The organism is Nocardiopsis xinjiangensis YIM 90004 (genome assembly GCF_000341145.1).
GTDB classification, from domain to species: domain Bacteria; phylum Actinomycetota; class Actinomycetes; order Streptosporangiales; family Streptosporangiaceae; genus Nocardiopsis; species Nocardiopsis xinjiangensis.
Genome location: NZ_ANBE01000022.1, coordinates 26,876 through 45,314, shown reverse-complemented (window position 1 = coordinate 45,314; position 18,439 = coordinate 26,876). Strand labels below are relative to the sequence as shown.

At 70.2% G+C, this 18,439-nt stretch carries 18 protein-coding genes and 1 pseudogene; 12 read left to right on the top strand and 7 right to left on the bottom strand.

What is annotated here, in order from left to right; translation table 11 throughout:
• Positions 1-239 precede the first annotated feature (239 nt).
• From D473_RS0111645 to purM, 3 genes are all read left to right on the top strand, one after another.
• On the top strand, positions 240-677 hold the full coding sequence (locus D473_RS0111645; protein WP_017609244.1) for a sterol carrier family protein: 438 nt from the start codon (positions 240-242) through the stop codon (positions 675-677).
• A gap of 80 nt (positions 678-757) precedes the next feature.
• Positions 758-2,254 (top strand): amidophosphoribosyltransferase, encoded by a 1,497-nt coding sequence (gene purF, locus D473_RS0111640; RefSeq protein ID WP_026126857.1) that lies wholly within the window; start codon positions 758-760, stop codon positions 2,252-2,254.
• A 101-nt stretch (positions 2,255-2,355) separates the two neighbouring features.
• Positions 2,356-3,417: a phosphoribosylformylglycinamidine cyclo-ligase gene (gene purM, locus D473_RS0111635; RefSeq protein ID WP_017609242.1), complete on the top strand. Its 1,062-nt coding sequence runs from the start codon at positions 2,356-2,358 to the stop codon at positions 3,415-3,417.
• A 161-nt stretch (positions 3,418-3,578) separates the two neighbouring features.
• Here the strand turns inward: purM and D473_RS0111630 are convergent, their stop codons facing one another.
• Complete coding sequence (locus D473_RS0111630; RefSeq protein WP_017609241.1) at positions 3,579-3,806, bottom strand: DUF3073 domain-containing protein; 228 nt, start codon at positions 3,804-3,806, stop codon at positions 3,579-3,581.
• Between the two features lie 253 nt (positions 3,807-4,059).
• Here D473_RS0111630 and D473_RS0111625 point away from each other — a divergent pair, with 253 nt between their 5' ends.
• From D473_RS0111625 to D473_RS0111615, 3 genes are all read left to right on the top strand, one after another.
• Positions 4,060-4,893, top strand: coding sequence for a hypothetical protein (locus tag D473_RS0111625; protein WP_017609240.1), 834 nt, complete (start codon positions 4,060-4,062; stop codon positions 4,891-4,893).
• 695 nt (positions 4,894-5,588) lie between these two features.
• The gene (bldC, locus tag D473_RS0111620; RefSeq protein ID WP_013155387.1) at positions 5,589-5,792 is read left to right on the top strand and encodes a developmental transcriptional regulator BldC; all 204 of its coding nucleotides are present in this window, start codon (positions 5,589-5,591) and stop codon (positions 5,790-5,792) included.
• A 132-nt stretch (positions 5,793-5,924) separates the two neighbouring features.
• Complete coding sequence (locus D473_RS0111615) at positions 5,925-6,326, top strand: DoxX family protein (protein WP_017609239.1); 402 nt, start codon at positions 5,925-5,927, stop codon at positions 6,324-6,326.
• 10 nt (positions 6,327-6,336) lie between these two features.
• Here the strand turns inward: D473_RS0111615 and D473_RS0111610 are convergent, their stop codons facing one another.
• The 3 genes and pseudogenes from D473_RS0111610 to D473_RS0111605 form a co-directional block, all read right to left on the bottom strand.
• Positions 6,337-7,647: a hypothetical protein gene (locus tag D473_RS0111610; protein ID WP_088177555.1), complete on the bottom strand. Its 1,311-nt coding sequence runs from the start codon at positions 7,645-7,647 to the stop codon at positions 6,337-6,339.
• Positions 7,648-7,921: 274 nt separating this feature from the next.
• Positions 7,922-8,161 (bottom strand): annotated as a pseudogene (locus tag D473_RS26575) (IS30 family transposase); the annotation flags it as partial.
• A gap of 244 nt (positions 8,162-8,405) precedes the next feature.
• Positions 8,406-9,482, bottom strand: coding sequence for an LPXTG cell wall anchor domain-containing protein (locus D473_RS0111605; protein ID WP_017609237.1), 1,077 nt, complete (start codon positions 9,480-9,482; stop codon positions 8,406-8,408).
• Between the two features lie 467 nt (positions 9,483-9,949).
• Between D473_RS0111605 and D473_RS0111600 the strand changes: the two genes are divergently transcribed.
• The 4 genes from D473_RS0111600 to D473_RS0111585 all read left to right on the top strand — a co-directional run bounded on the left by D473_RS0111600 (position 9,950) and on the right by D473_RS0111585 (position 13,197).
• Complete coding sequence (locus D473_RS0111600; protein WP_017609236.1) at positions 9,950-10,837, top strand: N-acetylmuramoyl-L-alanine amidase; 888 nt, start codon at positions 9,950-9,952, stop codon at positions 10,835-10,837.
• 243 nt (positions 10,838-11,080) lie between these two features.
• Positions 11,081-11,746: a DivIVA domain-containing protein gene (locus D473_RS0111595; RefSeq protein ID WP_449406449.1), complete on the top strand. Its 666-nt coding sequence runs from the start codon at positions 11,081-11,083 to the stop codon at positions 11,744-11,746.
• 131 nt (positions 11,747-11,877) lie between these two features.
• Positions 11,878-12,810 (top strand): M48 family metallopeptidase, encoded by a 933-nt coding sequence (locus tag D473_RS0111590; RefSeq protein WP_026126854.1) that lies wholly within the window; start codon positions 11,878-11,880, stop codon positions 12,808-12,810.
• Positions 12,811-12,936: 126 nt separating this feature from the next.
• The gene (locus tag D473_RS0111585; protein WP_017609234.1) at positions 12,937-13,197 is read left to right on the top strand and encodes a DUF6504 family protein; all 261 of its coding nucleotides are present in this window, start codon (positions 12,937-12,939) and stop codon (positions 13,195-13,197) included.
• Positions 13,198-13,262: 65 nt separating this feature from the next.
• Here the strand turns inward: D473_RS0111585 and D473_RS0111580 are convergent, their stop codons facing one another.
• The 3 genes from D473_RS0111580 to D473_RS0111570 all read right to left on the bottom strand — a co-directional run bounded on the left by D473_RS0111580 (position 13,263) and on the right by D473_RS0111570 (position 15,884).
• A complete protein-coding gene (locus tag D473_RS0111580) occupies positions 13,263-14,567 on the bottom strand; it encodes an RNA-guided endonuclease InsQ/TnpB family protein (RefSeq protein WP_017609233.1) in 1,305 nt (434 codons plus the stop codon).
• Positions 14,568-14,746: 179 nt separating this feature from the next.
• Positions 14,747-15,217 (bottom strand): NUDIX hydrolase, encoded by a 471-nt coding sequence (locus tag D473_RS0111575; protein WP_017609232.1) that lies wholly within the window; start codon positions 15,215-15,217, stop codon positions 14,747-14,749.
• Between the two features lie 79 nt (positions 15,218-15,296).
• Positions 15,297-15,884 (bottom strand): GNAT family N-acetyltransferase, encoded by a 588-nt coding sequence (locus tag D473_RS0111570; protein ID WP_017609231.1) that lies wholly within the window; start codon positions 15,882-15,884, stop codon positions 15,297-15,299.
• A gap of 6 nt (positions 15,885-15,890) precedes the next feature.
• Between D473_RS0111570 and D473_RS0111565 the strand changes: the two genes are divergently transcribed.
• Both D473_RS0111565 and xylA read left to right on the top strand, forming a co-directional pair.
• Complete coding sequence (locus D473_RS0111565; protein WP_033353230.1) at positions 15,891-17,150, top strand: ROK family protein; 1,260 nt, start codon at positions 15,891-15,893, stop codon at positions 17,148-17,150.
• 129 nt (positions 17,151-17,279) lie between these two features.
• The gene (gene xylA, locus D473_RS0111560) at positions 17,280-18,437 is read left to right on the top strand and encodes a xylose isomerase (protein ID WP_017609229.1); all 1,158 of its coding nucleotides are present in this window, start codon (positions 17,280-17,282) and stop codon (positions 18,435-18,437) included.
• Positions 18,438-18,439 lie beyond the last annotated feature (2 nt).

The window sequence follows — 18,439 nt, the reverse complement described above, 5'->3', positions numbered from 1 at the left end:
GGAGCCGGGAGGCCAGGGACGCTACCGTCTCCGGCGCTCTCGGGCCAGTGTGGCCCTGAGACAGGAATCACCCGGCCGGGGAAGCGGTGATCGACTCCGCAAGTGCCTCTCGGTGTCCACCTTCAGGGCATTTTCGCCCGCTGACAAGTATCGCTGTCGTTCCGTGACCTGATCGTCCCGGGGGTACGTGAAGCGTTCCTCCCCGACCGGGCCGGCTTCCGGGACCGTACGCTGGCCCCATGCCGACCGCACTGACCGCGAGCGCCCTGAGACGCCTGCGCACCGCACTCGACGACCAACGTGCCGCCCTGGGCGAGGATCCGTTCGAGGGCGGAGACGAGGAAGCGGTGGCGGCGTGCGCCCGCGCGGTGCTGCGTGCCCCCGAGCCGCTGCGCCCGGCGGTCAAGGCGGCCGTGCGCGGCTCCCTGGCGGTCCTGGCCGAGCGGGCCCCGGGCAACAGCCTGGAGGTGCGTGTGCCGCCGTACGGGGCCGTGCAGGCGTTGGAGGGCCCCCGGCACACGCGGGGCACACCGCCGGGTGTGGTGGAGACCGAACCACTCACCTGGCTGCGTCTGGCCACCGGCGCCCTCACGTGGGAGGAGGAGCTCGGGGACCACCGGGTCAGTGCCAGTGGCGCCCGTGCGGATCTGTCCGCACATCTGCCGCTGTGGCCGTGAGATGTGCTCTCGCGGCCCCCGCGGAAGGTGATCCGACCCCGAGTGGCGTGCGGTCGGCGGGCAGGCACTAAACTGTGCACGTGCCGTACTCCGACGGCCGGCTCTCCATGGACCTCGATCCGCATGAACGCGGCCCGCAGGACGCCTGCGGTGTCTTCGGGGTCTGGGCACCCGGCGAAGAAGTCAGCAAGCTCACCTACTTCGGTCTCTACGCGCTCCAACATCGCGGGCAGGAATCCGCGGGCATCGCGCTGAGCGACGGGGAACGCATCGTCGTCTACAAGGACATGGGACTCGTCTCCCAGGTCTTCGACGAGGCCACCCTCGAGAACCTGCGCGGGCACATGGCGATCGGCCACTGCCGTTACTCCACGACCGGTTCACCCGTGTGGGAGAACGCCCAACCGACCTTCGCCCGGGAGGGCGGCCTGGCGCTCGGGCACAACGGCAACCTGATCAACACCACCGAGCTCGCCGCGCGGATGCGGGGCCCGCAGCGCGCCACCACGGACACCGAGATCCTCACGCAGCTCCTGGCCGACCGCGCCCACAACGACCCCGAGGTCTCCATCGAGGACGCCGCGATGGAGCTCCTGCCCCAGGTGCACGGAGCCTTCTCCCTGGTGTTCATGGACGAGAACACCCTCTACGCCGCACGCGACCCGCAGGGCATCCGCCCGTTCGTGCTCGGCCGCCTCGGAGAGACCTCGGGCGCCGGCGGCTGGGTCGTGGCGAGCGAGACCGCCGCCCTGGACATCGTGGGTGCCGAGTTCGTCCGCGAGATCGAGCCGGGCGAGTTCCTCACCATCGACGAACGGGGTCTGCGTTCGCGCAGCTTCGCCCCCGCCGACCGCAAGGGCTGCCTGTTCGAGTACGTCTACCTGGCCCGCCCCGACACCACGATCGCCGGCCGCAACGTCAACACCACCCGGGTGGAGGTCGGCCGCCGTCTGGCCGTCGAGCACCCGGTCGACGCCGACCTGGTCATCCCGGTCCCGGAGTCGGGCACCCCGCCCGCGGTCGGGTACGCCGAGGCCAGCGGGATCCCCTTCGCCCAGGGCCTGGTGAAGAACTCCTACGTGGGACGCACCTTCATCCAACCCAGCCAGACCCTGCGCCAGCTCGGTATCCGGCTCAAGCTCAACCCGCTCCGCGACGTCATCGAAGGACGCCGGCTGGTGGTCGTGGACGACTCGATCGTGCGCGGCAACACCCAGCGCGCCCTGGTGCGGATGCTGCGGGAGGCCGGCGCCACCGAGGTCCACGTGCGTATCTCCAGCCCTCCGGTGCTGTGGCCCTGCTACTACGGGGTGGACTTCGCGACCCGCGACGAGCTCATCGCGGCGAACCTGTCGACGGACGAGATCGCCGAGTCCATCGGCGCCGACAGCCTCGCCTACGTGAACCTCGACGAGCTCACCGCCGCCACGGAGGTCCCCTCCGGTCAGCTCTGCCGGGCCTGCTTCGACGGTGTGTATCCGCTGGAGATCGACACCGGTTCCCAGGGCAAGCACATGCTGGAGAAGACCTGTGGCACCCCTGAAGGCTCCACCGTGGCCGTGGGCGGTTCCCACTGACCTCTGGGGCTTCTTTCGCGTTTCACCCGGGTGCCGCTGTGCCCGAAGCCGAAGCACGGCAGCGCCCGGTACCACCGAACACATCATGAGGAGTAACTCGCGTGGCAGCCGAGAACACGGGGGCGGGCGCGTACGCGGCCGCGGGCGTCGACATCGCCGCGGGTGAGCGCGCCGTCGACCTGATGAAGCGCCACGTCGCGCGGACCCGCCGCCCGGAGCAGGTCGATGACGCCAGCGGCTTCGCCGGACTGTTCCGCCTGGACACCGCCAAGTACCGCGACCCGGTCCTGGCGACCTCCACCGACGGGGTGGGCACCAAGGTGTTGCTCGCCCAGCAGCTGGACCGGCACGAGACCATCGGCATCGACCTGGTGGCGATGGTCGTGGACGACCTGGTGGTCAGCGGGGCCGAGCCGCTGTTCATGACCGACTACGTCGCGACCGGAGCGGTGGTGCCCGAGCGCATCGCCGACATCGTCGGCGGGATCGCCGAAGGCTGTCACCGGGCCGGGTGCGCACTCATCGGCGGGGAGACCGCCGAGCACCCGGGCGCGATGGAACCGCACGAGTACGATCTGGCCGGCGCCGGGACCGGTGTGGTCGAGGGTGACGCGATCCTGGGTCCGGACCGGGTCCGCGAGGGCGACGCCCTGATCGCGATGGCCTCCTCCGGACCGCACTCCAACGGGTACTCGCTGATCCGGCGCATCGTGGACGAGGCCGACCTGGACCTGTTCGGCGAGGTCCCGGAACTGGGCGGGACCCTGGGCGAGGCACTGCTGACCCCGACCCGCGTCTACGCGCAGGACTGCGTGGCCCTGACCGCCGAGGTGGAGGTGCACGCCTACTCCCACATCACCGGGGGCGGGCTCGCCGCGAACCTGGCACGGTCCCTGCCCGACCACACCGACGCACACGTGGACCGCGGAACGTGGGCCCCGGGCCCGGTCTTCGACCACCTCGCCGAGAAGGGCGGGGTGGACCGCGAGGACATGGAGGCCACGTTCAACATGGGCGTGGGCATGGTCGCGATCGTCGCGGAACAGGACGCCGAACGGGCCTCGGCCCTGCTTGCCGGACGCGGGGTCCAGGCCTGGCGCCTGGGTGAGGTCACTGCCGGGTCGGGCAACGCCGTCGTCACGGGCGAGTACCGGTCGGCGTGAGCGCACCGGCTACTCGCGCACGGGGGGCGCAAACATAGCCGGTGCGAACCACAGGAGTGGTTCGCACCGGCTATATCCACCTGTACACGGTGTCCCCGGGACATCGGGGGCTGCCACAGGCTCGGTTGTTGCTGTCCGAACGGTCGAAGACCTCGGTCGACCTATGTGTCGGAGTCCGAGTGCTTCTCGGCGAGATCGGCGTAACGGTCGATCAGGTCGTCATGAGGTTCTCCGTAGGAGTCCTCCGGGCCCGACGGACCGTTCTGAGACCCCTGCCCCTCAGCGACACCCAGCTCCGACCGCAGCCGATCGAGGTCGGTTCCACCGGTGCTGTACTTGAGCTTCCGGGCGACCTTCTGCTGCTTGGCCTTGGCTCGGCCGCGCCCCATTGGCTCGACCCCCTCAACGATGGGGTTCGGATGAACCCCAGTTCTCTCAATTAACCCGAACTGTCGGCTGACGGCCGTCAAACGCGACTGACGACTCGCGCCAGCTTACGTACACCTACAACCGTACCTGGTCGGGCCCCGCCGTGCCTACGCCACCCGTGCCCGGCGAAGGCGGACAGCGACCGGATTCCCTTCCCACCAGGGGTTTTCGACGGTGCGTGTCCGACAGGAGGATCTGTGCCACGATGCGACCGTGTTGCCCTACAGCGCCTACCTCCGTGTCTATCAACCACTGGACGCCTTCTCCCCGCAGGACCGCCGGAGATGGGAGGAGTACGCGCTCTCGCCGGACCGCCCGCGGCGCATCCACGCCCTGAGCGCCGAGCAGCGCGAGAGCCTGGGCCGGCTCCTGGCCTCACCTCCGCGAGTGGCCCCTGAGGAGGAGAGCGAGCACGCCTACCTGCGGGTGGTCCAGGGCCGCTTGTACGTGTGCCCGTGGCAGACCCGGTTGCGGTCCTGGCGTGCCTACGACGACTTCAGCAACACGGTGCCCTTCGCGGTGAGCGAGTCCTTCGTCCCGGCCCCGGAGGCCGACCGTGTGGAGGAGGCCTACCGTTCCTGGCTCGACTCGGGCGCGGTGATGCGGACGGGGATCCTGTCGAGCAACTGGACGATCCCGGTCCCGTGGTTCGTGCCGTTCGAGGACGACGAGCGGTGCCTGGTGCTGTCGAATCAGGACACACGCACGCTGCTGTACCTGACCCGGTACTCGCCGGCACTGCGCCGCCTGGAGCACACCTCGGCGGTGCTGCGCGAACACGTCGGGAAGAACACGGCCTCCGGCGGGCTCGAGCGGGTGAAGGACTGGTTGGCCTCGACCGCGCATCCCGAGGCGCTCGTGGAGCTCGACTACGGGGGCCTGCCGTACCTGCTGAGCGATGACCATCTGCACGCGGACCGGTCGGTCGCGGAGGTCTCGGGTGCGGTCGCGGCGCTGGCCGAGGGCGAGAGCGGACAGGTGCGGGAGATGCGTGAGCGGCTACTGGGGCGGTGGAGGTCTGTGCGCGCCCTCCAGCACGCCAACTGAGTGTCACGGGACCTTCAGTTTTTCGGCGACATGCTCAGGCCGTTCGTCGTGAAGAAGACACCCCGACACGCCGTACACCAACCTGGTACGCCAGGTTTCTCAACCTCTTCAGAGAGCCTTTTCCCACGTGAGGAAGGCAACCCGGGGCGCGGCTCCACAGCTTCTCGCCAAGCTCTCAGAAATTGGGCATAACGCCCGTTAGGGATGGACGTACACTGTAGTGAGCCGATCACGGAGTGCACGCTCCGTAACCAGAGAAGCCCTGCCACGCGGGCGATCCCGCATGGCCCGACCGCTCGGGTCGAAGGGAACGGCCTTCCTCCGCACACTCCGGCGATCCGACAGAACCAGCGGACCGACCAGCGCGACGACCCCGGGGCCGTCCCCGTCGACCGGGTTTCGGTCAGCCACCCCCTAGCACTTCGGTCGCTCCGGATCGAGAAAAACGAGGCCGGAGAACGAAGTTTTGACCGAATAGACCACATGCCACTAAACGTGTCGCTAGAATCACTTAGCGTGACGCGACCACGGGCGGCTTTCTTTGGCCTCCCACGTGCAAAGTTGCTTGGAGTGGTCGCATAATCACCTCGGGTGGTGCCAATGCCCCGCAAATCGGGGATATTGGACATCCGGGCCAAGTGCCAGGATTAAGGCTCAAGGATCGGCACACAGATCCAGGAGGAGAGGCCGTACACATGTCAACTCGCACGCCCGAGGCGGAGCCCCTGTTGACCCCCGCCGAGGTTGCCACCATGTTCCGCGTGGACCCGAAGACGGTCACACGTTGGGCGAAGGCGGGCAAGCTGACCTCGATCCGCACCTTGGGCGGACACCGCCGCTACCGCGAGACTGAGGTCCGCGCCCTGCTGGCCGGAATCCCCAGCCAGCGTACGGAGTGATCTCCCCGGTCTGAGCCGGTTCCGGGGGGAACGGCCGGGCGGTCTCCGGCTGACGACAAGAACCGAGGGCGGGCCCGTCGGGCCCGCCCTCTTCCGTGTCCGCAGGGAACCCGTTGGCAGTGGAGGGTCCACATGGCAGAGGAACGACCGACCCGTGCCCTGTCACTCACCGTCACCTCGTGGGTGTTGCAGGCCGTCGGAGCCGCCGTCTTCCTCCTCGTCGGCGCCGGGAAACTCTTGTCCTGGCCCGATCACGTCGCCACTTTCACCGAGATCGGGGTCGGGCAGTGGCTGCGCTACGCCGTCGGTGCCGCGGAGGTCGTGGGTGGTGCGATACTGCTCGTTCCGCGCACCTCCGGGCTCGCCGCGCTGGGCCTGGCCGTCATCGCGGCCGGCGCCGCCCTCACCCACGTGTTCGTGCTCATGGACCAGGGCTGGGCGCTGCCGCTGGCGCTGACCGCAGCGATGGCCGCGGTCGCATGGATCCGCCGACCCGAGACGGCACGGCTGATCGGTCGCGGCACCGTGTTCTGAACGCTCCGGCTCAGTCCTCGATGCGGTCGTCCATCGCGGTGGTGCGCCCGCGCGCGAGGTAGGTCGCCGCGCAACCGCCGCCGACGGCGACACACGCCGCCGTCACCAGCGCGGCCAGGGAGCCGCCGCCTGTCGTGGGCAGGCGGCTCACCGGCGCCTCTTCCGCAGCGGTCTCGCCGTCCTCGCCCTCGGACGGGGACGGACCGCTCTCGGAGACGTGTGTGGAGCCCAGGGCCCAGGAATCGGCCAGCTCCACGGCGAACCCGTTCTCCTCCCCGGGCTCGCCGACCTGCACCCAGACGGTGAGCCACGAGCGCGCCCCCTCCCCCTCCCACTCGGGGTCCTCGTCCTCGAAGTTCGACTCGTTGACGACGAAGTGCACACTCACCGGGATCTCCTCGCCGGGCCCGCCCTCGGTGTCGGGCACCTCGAGCACGTCCGTGACGGTCGTGCCCTCCCCTCCCTGTTCCAGTTCGCGGACCGGTTCACCGAACGCGGTGATCTCTCCGTGCTCGAAATCCGTCCGGGTACGGCCGCCGTACTCGGCCCTGACGGTGGCGCGGACGTCGGCGACGGTGAACTCGACGCCGCCGGTACCGCCGGTATCGGAAGCGGCGGCCGTGTCCAGGGGCATCAGACGCGCATCCCCGCGGATCGGGGACTCGGTGGCCCCTACCTCGGGGCTCTCCTCCGATTCGGGGGACTCCTGGTCCTGCGGGTCACCCTCGCCCTCGTCCGTTCCTTCTCCGCCCGCGTCCTCCTCCGGGCGCGGCGGGGGCTCGGGGCTGGGGACCGCTTCGGGTTCGTCCGCCTCGGTCCAGTGCTCGGTCTCCTCGGCCGGTTCGTCGTCCTCGTCCGGGGCGGCCTGGTCCTCGAGGGTCGAGGGCTCGTCGGCCTCGTCCTCCTCCTCGGTTCCGTTCCGGCCGCCTTCGCCGCCCTTTTCGGGCTCGGGGACGTCGATCATGCCGAGGTCGACCAGGTCCTCGACCTCCAGTCGGAACACCGCCGAGTCGACGGCGGAGACGGCGTGTGCGCCCTCGTCGTCGACGAGAGCGTAGCTGCTGCCGCTGATCTCGGCGTACTCGGCGAGGGGACCGGAGATCTCCTCGGCGTCGGCCTCTTCCTCGTGGGCGTCACCGTGGCTGATCGCGGTGGAGTACCCGCTGACGGCGTCCCCGTCGGACACCCAGGCCTGTGCGTTGCCCCAGACCAGGGGCGAGGCGCTCGCGGGGGCGGCGGTCCCGACGGTGAGAGCGCCGAACACCGCGCACAGGACACCGCCGCCGAGGAGGCGACGCACGATCGGCTTGGTGGAAGTCACCACAGCACTCCTGGTTGTTCTGGGGGATGCCCGGCCCGTCGCGGCCCCGTCGGGAGAAACAGGCACAGGGCGTCGGGAGTGTGACCGGGCGATGTGCGGAGCGGTTGAGCGGGCCCCTCCCGCCCCGGAGGGGATCCGGACGGTGGGTGCACAAGTACCCACAGAGCGAGCCTAGCCCGTGGAGCCCGAATCGGGAACCGTGTTCGACGGCCGGCACACGCGAACGGCCCCGGGGCGCGGGCGGATTCTTGGGGTCCTCGCAACACCTGACGGTCTACGTGGTCGTCAGTAGATCACGCAGGCGCTCGGCTGGGGTTGCCCAGCCGAGCGTTTTGCGTGGCCGGCCGTTGAGCTGCTGGGCGACGTGTTCGAGGTCTTGTGGGCTGTGCACGGACAGATCGGTGCCTTTGGGGAAGTACTGCCGCAACAGGCCGTTGGTGTTCTCGTTCGATCCGCGCTGCCAGGGCGAGTGCGGGTCGCAGAAGTAAACCGGAACCCCCGCGACCGCGGACACCAGCCTTGCGCGCCCACACAGCCGCCGTGTGCCGATTCGCCCCGACTGCTCGGGCAGCTCCCGAGACGCTGCCGTTCTCCTTATCCAGTGCCTCGAAGAACCTCGCCTTGAGTGCCTCAAAATCCACGGTCCCCGCAACTCCCTGAACTCCAGGGTGTTGCGGGGACCGCTAGAACCCGAGGCGTGCCCCGGGACCGTGGACGACCGGTCACCGCGGACGGGAACGCCCTGGTGACGGCGGAGATCAGCTCTCGTCGGCTGCCTCGCCCCCGGTCACCTCGTTCTTCTTGCGGCGCGTGAAGTAGAGGGCGGCGCCACCACCGGCGGCCACGGCGGTACCGGCGGCGATCAGGCCGGCCAGGGCACCACCGGTGACGGGCAGGCTGCCTTCGCCTTCGTCCTCGCCGTCGCCCTTGCGGCCGTCCTTGTCGTCCTCACCCTCACCGGGGTCCTTGCCATCCTCCTGGCCGTCCTCTTCCCCGCCGTCCTCGTCGTCCTCGTCTTCCTTGCCGTCCTCACCCTCGCCGGGGTCCGGGTCCCCGTCGTCCCCCTCACCAGGGTCGCCGTTTCCCGGGTCCTCGTCGTCGGCCTCGACCTCGGCGGTGCCGGTGAGGACCTCGGCGAAGGCGAAGTCGAACCCGGCCACACCCGCGTCGAAGGAGGCGACCATGCCGCCGAAGGACGCGTCGAAGAGGAACTCCTCGTCCTCGAGGGAGGGGACCTGTTCCTGGCCCTCGACGGAGGTCAACGAGACCTCCATCGGGAGGAAGGTGTGGTTCACCTGTACCTGGCCCTCGGCGAACTCGACGGTGTACTCGCCGTCCCAGCCCTGGGTGACCTGGATGCTCGCGTCAGTGAACTCGACGTCGATGGCGTAGTCCTCGTCCTGGGTGTCCAGGGTCCCGGCGGACTCGCCCCGGAGTTCCTCGATCGTGCCGAAGCTCTGGACGTCCTCGGTGTCCTCCTGGGCGAGGATCTGGCCGAGGTCCTCCTCGGTCAGCTGCGCGTGGACGCTGCCGACCTCGATGGAGGAGTGGAGGCCGTCGGCGTCCACGGTGCTGGTGCCCGTCAGGTCGACGTCCAGGTACGGCTCGGGCCGACCCTGGTAGTGCTGGGTGTCGCTGCCCTCCTCGCCCTGCGCGACGGAGGGGACGAGGGAGACACGCTCCTCGAGTACGGCGCTGTGCGCGGTCCCAACGGTGATGGTCTCGGCCTGGGCCGGCATGGCGGCGGCCAGGGTCAGGCCGCCGAAAGCGGCGAAGGTGGCGCCGGTCTGGAGCATGCGGCGCGCGCTGATGGTGGGGGAATGCGTCAAGATCATCCTCGTTCGGATCGTCCCGACCCGCGCTGCCGGGTCGGGTGGCCACGTGATCCACCGCCGTGACGGGCGGGAGCGGGACGCGAAAAACGCGGACACGAGCCAATGTCGGGTGTCTACGACACGGCCTGGGGGGCCGATGTCCGTGTGGTGCCTGGCAACGGGGGGATCAGCGGGTTCACCTGGTCGGGGACGCCCGCACTGGGGGATGCGCACCCCGGTGCCTCCATTCCGGAGCTTATCCATAGAAATGCCGGAAAAACACGGCGAGCCGGGTTACGGAAATGTCACGATCAACATTCTCCCAGTTCAGGCCAGAAAAGTACACAATCCCTTTCTTGATTCACGTAATTCTTGTAAACCGACGCGCGTATCATGCGTCCATGAATCCGAAGAATCGAACATTCGGTGACAGACGGCCACATGGAGGCAGGTGCCGCGCACAGGCCGAGGGCCGCTATTTTGAGGACATGCCCGCTTCGACCGAGCAGAGGCCCGGCGGCCGCACCGTCCGTGCTCTGTCCCTGACCGCCCTGGCCGCCCTGCTCTGCGCCTCGTGCGCGACACCACCTGGGGAGGAACCCAACGGCGACCCCACCGCCGCACCGCCTCTGCCCGGCCCCGGCGACGCACAGGCCTCCGGTCCCGACCAGGCCCCCGGCGGGCAGGAGGAACCGGTCGGCGACGGCCCCTTGCACAGCCGCGTGGTGGTCATCGACCCCGGACACAACGGCGGCAACGCCCAGGACCCCGACAGCATCAACGAGAACGTCCCCGCCGGCCCCGCCGGCGAGGAGAAGGCCTGCGACACCGTCGGCGCCGAGACCGCCGACGGCCTGTCCGAGCACGAGTTCAACTGGAAACTGTCGCTGCTGGTCCAGGAACGCCTGGAGGCCGACGGAGCGACCGTGATCCTGACCCGCGAGGACAACGAGAGTGTGGGCCCCTGCATCGACGAACGCGCCGAGATCGGCAACGAGGCCGAGGCCGACGCCGCCGTGTCGCTGCACGCCGACGGCGGACCGGAGAGCGGGCGCGGGTTCCACGTGATCCATCCCGGACCGATCGACGGCCACACGGACGAGATCGCCGAACCCTCGCAGCTCCTGGCCGAGGACCTGCACCGCGAGTACGAGGAGGGCACCGAGATCCCCGTCTCGGACTACCTGGCCGACGACGGGTTCGACGAGCGCACCGACCTGGGCGGCCTCAACCTGTCGACGGTGCCGAAGGTGTTCCTGGAGACCGGGAACATGCGCAACGAGGAGGACGCCGAGATGCTGTCCGACACCGAGTGGCGCGAGACGGCCGCCGACGCCATCGCCCGCGGGCTCGCCACTTACCTCATGCGCAGCTGAGAGGCACCGGAACGACCACACCCGGTCACGGGTACCGGCCGGTATGGCCAAGCGCCCTCCCCTCCCGGCATAATGCCGCCATGAACAGCCGTATCCCCCGGACCGAGTTCGGCACCGACCTGGGCGGCCCCGTCCGCCCCAGGTCACGGAGTTCCTGGACGCCATCGTCCCCGTGACGGGGCGAGGCCACGAGCCCCGCCCCGGAGCGACCGATGGCCCATGCCGACTGCACAATTGGTGACCATGCCTCTGACACCGGCGGACATCCGCGACAAGAAGTTCCACACGGTGCGTCTACGCCCCGGTTACAACGAGGATGATGTCGATGCTCTCCTCGACCGGATCGAGGCGACCCTGATCGCACTCGACGGCGGTCCACGCAACGGTGAGCTGCTCACCGCCGACGCTGTGCGCGAAGCCCGCTTCCGCACCACCCGATTCAGCCCCGGCTACCGCGAGGACGAGGTCGACGCCTTCCTCGACCGCGTCATCGCCGAGCTCGCCGGACGCGGGCTGGGGCGTGCGGCCCCCTCGGGCCCTCCCCCGCTGCCGCCACGTCCCGTTCCCACCCCCGAGCCCGCACCGGCGCCGCGCGCGACCACGGCCTCCGAACCCGCCGTCCCAGGGATGAGCGCCGAAGCGGTGCGCAACAAACAGTTCACCATCACACGGCTGACCACCGGGTACAACGAGGACGAGGTCGACGACTTCCTCGACCACGCCGAGTTCACCCTCACCATGCTGACGGGAGGGCGTCCCGACCGGGCCACGCTGACCGCCCGTGACGTGGAACGGGTGCAGTTCGCGACGACACGGGCGCGCCCCGGTTACGACCCCGAGCAGGTGGACCTGTTCCTGGACGCGCTGGCCGAGGAGCTGCGCCGCTACGAGGGTGAGAGCGAGCAGTGAACAAAGCCCGCACACGGACACGCCGCCCTCCACCATCCCTGCGCAAGGGAAGCGGAAAGTAATATTCAACCACAGGGAGTAACAACTCCTCGTGGTTCACGCACCGCGGCCCAGGGGGGGGGAGAGACGGTATGTCACCGACGACACCACCGGAGAGTCACCCGGCCACCGGCTCGATCGGGAGGTTGCGCAGCTGCTCCCTCCACGGCGGCCACCATCCGAGCGAACCCCTCTCCCGCCCGCGGGCCGCGCAGCCCGTCGAGCCCGCCGACGACCACGAGGACCTGCTCCCGGCGCCGGCCCACCCGTGGGAGTTCCCGCTGTACGCGGTGTGCGTCGGCCTCACCCTGGCACTGGCCGCCGTGGCCCTGCACCTGCTGTGGACGGTGACCGGTTCCCCGCTGTGGACCCTGGCGCCCGTGCCCGCCCTCTTGGCCGCGTGCTGGGTCGCCCGCGGGCTGCGGTACGCCCGCCACCGCGCCGAGTCGGTCAAGGTATCCCCCACCCAGTTCCCCGAGACCCACTGTCTGGTGGTGTCGCTCTCGGAGGCCATGGGGCTCGCCCGTCCGCCCGAGGCCTACGTCAGCACCGAGCGGCGGCCCCGGCACACCGACGCGTCCGCGCACGGGCTACGCCGCTACCTGGTGCTCTCCCACGACGTGTTCCACGCGGGCGAGCACGAACGCGACCCCGAGGCCCTGGCCTTCCTCGTCGCCCACCAGATCGGGCACGTGGCCGCCGGCCACACGGGATACTGGCGCCGGGTCGCCACACTCGGCGCGGAACTCCTGCCCGGCGCCGGTGCCGCGCTCTCCCGCGTGCAGGAGTACACCGCGGACAACCATGCCCACGCCCACCTGCCCGAGGCCGCGCACGCCGTCCGCCTGCTCGTCGGCGGACGGCACCTGTACCGGCGCGTGAACATGGGTGAGATGGCCGACCGCACCCGCACCGACCGCGGTGGCTCGTTGCTGCTGTACCACCTGCTGGCCCGGCGTCCCGGCAACGCCCGGCGCATGGCGGCGCTGCGGGACCGGTCCCGTCGGGGCCGGGTCTTCCTGTAGGGATACGACACGCCGAAGGGCGCGTGCGCTCGATCCAGCCGGGGGCCTAGGGTGTTCGGCGTCCCACGGTCCGCCCCATTCGGGAGACACCCCTCTCTCGAAAACATGTTCGATAGGCTGTCCCGCGTGAGTCTTCTGAACGAACAGATCGACGTCCGCTCCACCACCGGTGGAAACCCCGCACAATTCACCTGGCGAGGCCACACCTTCCGGGTCCGGCGCATCATCAGCGACTGGCCGGTGCGCCCCGAGGCCCGGGATCAGGAGACCACGCCCGGCCACCTGCTGCGGGTCTCGGCCGAATCCGACGCCGGCGAGGCGAGCATCGTCGAGATCGCCAAGGACACCGGTTCCGACCGCTGGACCATGCGCCGCCAGTGGAACTGAGCCGTTGACTTCCTCCCCGGTGTGGAGAACGGGGATTGCGATACACGCTCACGCGTGCATGGGCCTTACGGCCCGGCCCTCACAAGCCCGGTTTCCTGCTTCACCGCCGACCGCGGAAGGACGAATCCGTGCCGTCTGATGTCAGCTCCCGCCCCTACTGTGTGGGCTCCGCCAGTGTCACACAGCGGGGGCCCGGCCTCACCCGAGATTTCCTCCCGGGCTGCGGCTCGACCAGCCGCAAGGATGTTCTTGGCCGCGTTCACGTCCCGATCGTGTCGGGTGCGGCAGGACGGGCACGTCCAGAACCGGGTGCCCAATGACAGTTCCGCGAGCACATACCCGCACTCCGAACAGGTCTTGGAGGAGGCGAACCAGCGGTCCACCACCGCCACCGTGCGGCCCGCACGGGCGGCCTTGTACTCCAACTGGCGGCGGAACTCCCCCAGGCCGGCATCCAGAACCGACCGGTTCAGACCCCGTTTCTGGGCCACGTTACGACCCGGCTCTTCCATCGTGCCGCGCGCGGAGGCAGTCATACCCCGGATGTTGAGGTCCTCGATCGCGATCACATCGTGCTCGCGCACCAGTCGGGCCGTGGCCTTGTGCAGGAAATCCTGCCTCGCGTGGCGGACCTTGCGGTGGGCCGCTGCGACCTTGCGCTTGGCCTTGCGCCGGTTGTGGGACCCGCGCTGCTTGCGGGCCATCATCCGTTGGTAGCGCTGAAGCCGATGGGCCTTGCGGTGAAGGTGGCGGGGGTTGGCGATCTTCTCACCCGTGGACAGGGTGGCGAAGTCCTTCACCCCCAGGTCGATGCCGACCTCGGAGCCGGCCTCGGGCGCGGGTTCGGGGTCCTCGGTCTCCACGGCGAAGGTCACGTACCAGCGCCCGTCCGCCTCGCGGGAGACGGTGACCGTGGTCGGGTTCAGGGCGGCCGGGTCGGTCTCGGGCCAGGACCAGGCCACTGGCAAGGGCCGGGTCTGTTTGGCCAGGACCAGGCCCCCGCCCCGGATGCGGAAGGCCGAGCGGGTGTAGTGCGCCGATTGGCGTCCGTTGCGGGACTTGAACCGGGGGTATTTGGCGCGCCCTGCGAAGAAGTTCGCGAACGCGGTGTGCTGGTGGCGCAGGGTCTGCTGCAGCGGGACCGAGGACACCTCGGACAGGAACGCCAGGTCCTGGCCGCGTTTCCACCCGGTCAGGGCCGCGTCGGTGGCCTTGTAGGAGGTCTTCTCCCCGCGCTGGCGGTAAGCGTCCTGGCGTGCGCTCAGGGTCTTGTTCCACACCAGGCGCACACATCCGAACGTGCGGCCCAACTGGGCCGCTTGCTCGGGATCCGGGTAGGCCCGGCACTTGTACGCCGTCCGCGTACACACAGTTTAAGGGGAGCTACGGTATGAGTATGACCGTTTCCGGATTCCTGCCCGGCCTGAAGGCCGGGGCATCCTCCGGAAGACAACAGGTGAACACAGGCGCCGCGCCCGCCCGGTAGGAGTCCGGGCGGGCGTTCGTGTGTCCGGGGTCTTCGTGTGTGGGACAGGTGCCTGCGCGCGGGTCAGCCCACGTAGAAGGGCCCGGTCCGGTCCGCTACGGCGTGGGCGATGCGGTCGGTGATGCGCACCGACATCGGCGGGAGGGCATCGCGGTCGAACCAGGCCACGTCGAGGCTCTCGTCACCGTCGACCGTGGGGGTACCGCCCACCGCCCGGCAGCGGAAGGCCAGGTCGAGCATCTGCACCCGGTCACCGTTGGGATAGGTGTGGGGTTCGTGACCGAGGACACTGGCCAGGCGCTCGACGACGACTTCCACCCCCGTCTCCTCCCGGACCTCCCGCACGACCGCGGGGGCCGGCTGCTCGCCCGGTTCCAGGATGCCGCCCGGGGTGGCCCACCGGCCGTCGTCGGAGCGGCGGTGCAGCAGCACACGCCCCGCGTCGTCGAGGACCACACCCGTCACCCCCACGAGCGGGAGCAGGTCGTGGCCCACGTGGCTGCGCAGTTCACGGAGGAAGTCAGGTACCGGCATGCCCCGAGCCTACGGCGTCCCGGTGGAGCCCTGTGGGCCGCTCGGGGCCGGATCCGGGCCCGGTGCTCCGGCACCGGATTCAGCGGTGCGGGTCGTCGGCGTGGAACTCGGCGTACTCGTGCGCCAGGACCGACATGAGGACCGCGTCGTGCCACTGTCCGCCCCAGTACAACTGCTCGCGCCACACGCCCTCCTCGCGGAACCCGGACCGGGCGTAGGAACGGCGTGCGGGCCCGTTGAACTCGAAGACCTCCAGGCCGACCCGGTGCAGGCCCACCTGCTCGAAGGCGTACCGCAGGACCAGGTCGGTCGCGGCCGTCCCGAACCCGTGGCCGGTCCGCTCCATACGGAAGAGGGAGATGCGGTAACCGGCGTTGGCGTTGTGGTGGTCCAGGTCGAGCAGGGCGCACTCACCCACCGCCTCCCCGTCCTCCTGGGAGAAGATCACCCAGTCGGCACGGTCGTGGTGATCGGGAAGGCTCCCGGTCCAACACCGCAGTTCCTCCTCGCCGAAACTCCGATGGGTACCGGTGAGGCGGCGCAGCCGCGGGTCCATGTCGACGTAGTAGCGGACCAGATGTTCCCCGGTGCGGGCGTCCAAGGGTTCCAACCAGACCCGGTCCCCGGCGAGGGCCGGTTGGTCGCGCAGCGCGTCGGGAGCGATCATGCTCGCATGAGAACAGAAACGGAGGGCAGGAGCAACGGTGTTTCGGTCAGTACCGTGCGGGAGACCAACCTCCAGCTCGTGCTGCGCACGGTCCGCGAGCTCGCGCCCTGTTCCCGGTCGGCGGTGGCCTCGGCCACGGGATTGAACAAGACGACCGCGTCGAGCCTGGTCGCCGACCTCATGGCCCGCGGTCTGGTGCGCGAGACCGGGGAGACCTCGCGACCCCGGGTCGGGCGGCCGGGGGTGCTCCTGGCGTTGGACGAGACCTCGCTGACCGCGATCGGGGTGGAGATCAACGTCGATTACCTGTCCGCGGTGGCCGTGGACCTGCTCGGCCGGGAACTGGCGACCCGGCACGTGCATGTCGACGCACGTGCGGCCGGGCCCGAGGCGAGTGTCCGGCTGGTGGCCGAGACGGTACGGGAGACCGCGTCCGCCCCAGAGCTCGCCGGACGGCGGATCGTGGGCGTGAGCGTGGCCGTACCCGGGCTCGTCGACCCCTCGGGAACCGTCACCCTGGCCCCCAACCTCGGTTGGCGCGACGTGCCGCTCCGCGACCGCCTCACCGCGCTCCTCGACGACCCGGGGCTGCCCACTCAGGTCGACAACGACGGCAACCTCGGTGTGATGGCCGAGTTCCGCGACGGCGCCTGCGCGGGCACCCCGGATCTGGTGTACGTGACCGGGGAGATCGGCGTGGGCGCGGGCGTGCTCTCCGGGGGCACCCTGTTGCGCGGCGCCTCGGGGGCGGCCGGGGAGATCGGGCACCTGTGCCTGGATCCGGACGGGCCGGAGTGCGCGTGCGGGCGGCGCGGGTGCCTGGAGGCGCTGGCCGGGATCGGGACGATCGTGGCCGCGGCCGTTCCGGACCTGGCCGCCGGCGGGCGCCCGTGGACGGGACCGGAGGTCGCCGGGCTGGTCGAGGCCTCCGTGTGGCGGGCGCAGGAGGGCGACGCGGCCGCGGTGGCGGCGATGGAGCGGGCCGGGGCGTGGTTGGGCCGGGGTCTGGCCGGACTGGCCAACGTGGTCGGCCCCGGTGTCGTGGTGCTCGGCGGATACTTCGTGCCGATGGGCCCGTGGCTGCTGCCGAGCGTGCGCGCCGCCCTGGCCGAGCACACGTTCGCCCCGGACGCGGGCGGGTGCCGGGTGGAACTGTCCGAGCTGGGGTTGGGCGCGGCGGCACGCGGGGGTGCCGCGGCCATGGTGCACGCGCTCGACACCGGGCGCCTTCCGTTGCCCGAACCGGCCGGGGGCCAGGGGAAGTGACCGCGGCGGGAGCGGATCGGGAACAGGATGCCCGCGAGGCCCGTCCACATCCATTGACACTTAGTTGTGGCTCTGGACAAACTAAGGGCGCAGCTTCCACCGCCCCTCCGCCCCACCCCGGGAGAGATCATGAGCGATCACCGGCCCGTGCCCGCCGACAAGTTCACCTTCGGCCTCTGGACCGTGGGCTGGCAGGGGGTCAACACCTTCGGTGACCCCGTCCGCCCGCGCTTGGACGGCGCCGATGCGGTCCGCCGCCTGGCCGAGCTGGGCGCCCACGGCATCACCTTCCACGACGACGACCTCGTTCCGCCCGGCAGCAGCGCCGCCGCACGCGACGACATCGTCGAACGTTTCCGCGGTGCCTTGGACGAGACCGGCCTGGCCGTGCCCATGGTCACCACCAACCTCTTCAGCCACCCCGTCTTCCGCGACGGCGGGTTCACCTCCAACAGCCGCGACGTGCGCCGGTACGCCCTGCGCAAGGTCATGCGCAACATCGAACTGGCCGTGTCCCTCGGCGCGAAGACCTACGTGTGCTGGGGCGGGCAGGACGGCGCCGAGAGCGAGGCCGGCAAGGACGACGCCGCCGCTCTGGACCGGCTGCGCGAGGCCTTCGACATCCTGTGCTCCCACGTGCGCGAACAGGGCTACGACCTGCGCTTCGCGATCGAGCCCAAGCCCAACGAGCCGCGCGGGGACACGCTCCTGCCGACCGTGGGCCACGCACTGGCCTTCATCAACGGGCTCGAGCACCCCGAGATGGTCGGCGTCAACCCCGAGGTCGGCCACGAGCAGATGGCCGGGCTCAACTTCACGCACGGGGTCGCACAGGCGCTGTGGGCGGGCAAGCTCTTCCACATCGACCTCAACGGCCAGCGCGGCGTCAAGTACGACCAGGACCTGCGGTTCGGCGCCGGCGACGTCAAGGAGGCCTTCTTCCTCGTCGATCTGCTGGAGCGCGCCGGCTACGACGGCCCGCGCCATTTCGACTTCAAGCCGCCGCGCACCGAGGACATGACCGGCGTGTGGGAATCGGCGGCCGCGTGCATGCGCAACTACCTGATCCTGCGGGACAAGGCCGCCGCGTTCCGCGCCGATCCCGAGGTCGCGGAGGCCCTGGCCGCGGCCCGTGTGCCCGAGCTGTCCGAGCCCACGCTGGGCGCTGGGGAGTCCCTCTCGGACCTGATGGCGGAGGAGATCGACCTCGGCGCGGTCGGCGAACGCGGGTACCACTTCGAGCGCCTGGACCAGCTCGCCCTGGAGCACCTGTTCGGGACCCGCTGACC

Excerpts from the sequence above, each read along its gene's own strand:
- D473_RS0111595 (WP_449406449.1), top strand. The coding sequence starts at position 11,081 with ATGCCTCTGACACCGGCGGACATCCGCGACAAGAAGTTCCACACGGTG.
- D473_RS0111605 (WP_017609237.1), bottom strand. The coding sequence starts at position 9,482 with ATGATCTTGACGCATTCCCCCACCATCAGCGCGCGCCGCATGCTCCAG.
- xylA (WP_017609229.1), top strand. The coding sequence starts at position 17,280 with ATGAGCGATCACCGGCCCGTGCCCGCCGACAAGTTCACCTTCGGCCTC.
- D473_RS0111615 (WP_017609239.1), top strand. The coding sequence starts at position 5,925 with ATGGCAGAGGAACGACCGACCCGTGCCCTGTCACTCACCGTCACCTCG.
- D473_RS0111600 (WP_017609236.1), top strand. The coding sequence starts at position 9,950 with ATGCCCGCTTCGACCGAGCAGAGGCCCGGCGGCCGCACCGTCCGTGCT.
- D473_RS0111630 (WP_017609241.1), bottom strand. The coding sequence starts at position 3,806 with ATGGGGCGCGGCCGAGCCAAGGCCAAGCAGCAGAAGGTCGCCCGGAAG.
- bldC (WP_013155387.1), top strand. The coding sequence starts at position 5,589 with ATGTCAACTCGCACGCCCGAGGCGGAGCCCCTGTTGACCCCCGCCGAG.
- D473_RS0111565 (WP_033353230.1), top strand. The coding sequence starts at position 15,891 with ATGAGAACAGAAACGGAGGGCAGGAGCAACGGTGTTTCGGTCAGTACC.
- D473_RS0111575 (WP_017609232.1), bottom strand. The coding sequence starts at position 15,217 with ATGCCGGTACCTGACTTCCTCCGTGAACTGCGCAGCCACGTGGGCCAC.
- D473_RS0111590 (WP_026126854.1), top strand. The coding sequence starts at position 11,878 with ATGTCACCGACGACACCACCGGAGAGTCACCCGGCCACCGGCTCGATC.
- D473_RS0111570 (WP_017609231.1), bottom strand. The coding sequence starts at position 15,884 with ATGATCGCTCCCGACGCGCTGCGCGACCAACCGGCCCTCGCCGGGGAC.
- D473_RS0111645 (WP_017609244.1), top strand. The coding sequence starts at position 240 with ATGCCGACCGCACTGACCGCGAGCGCCCTGAGACGCCTGCGCACCGCA.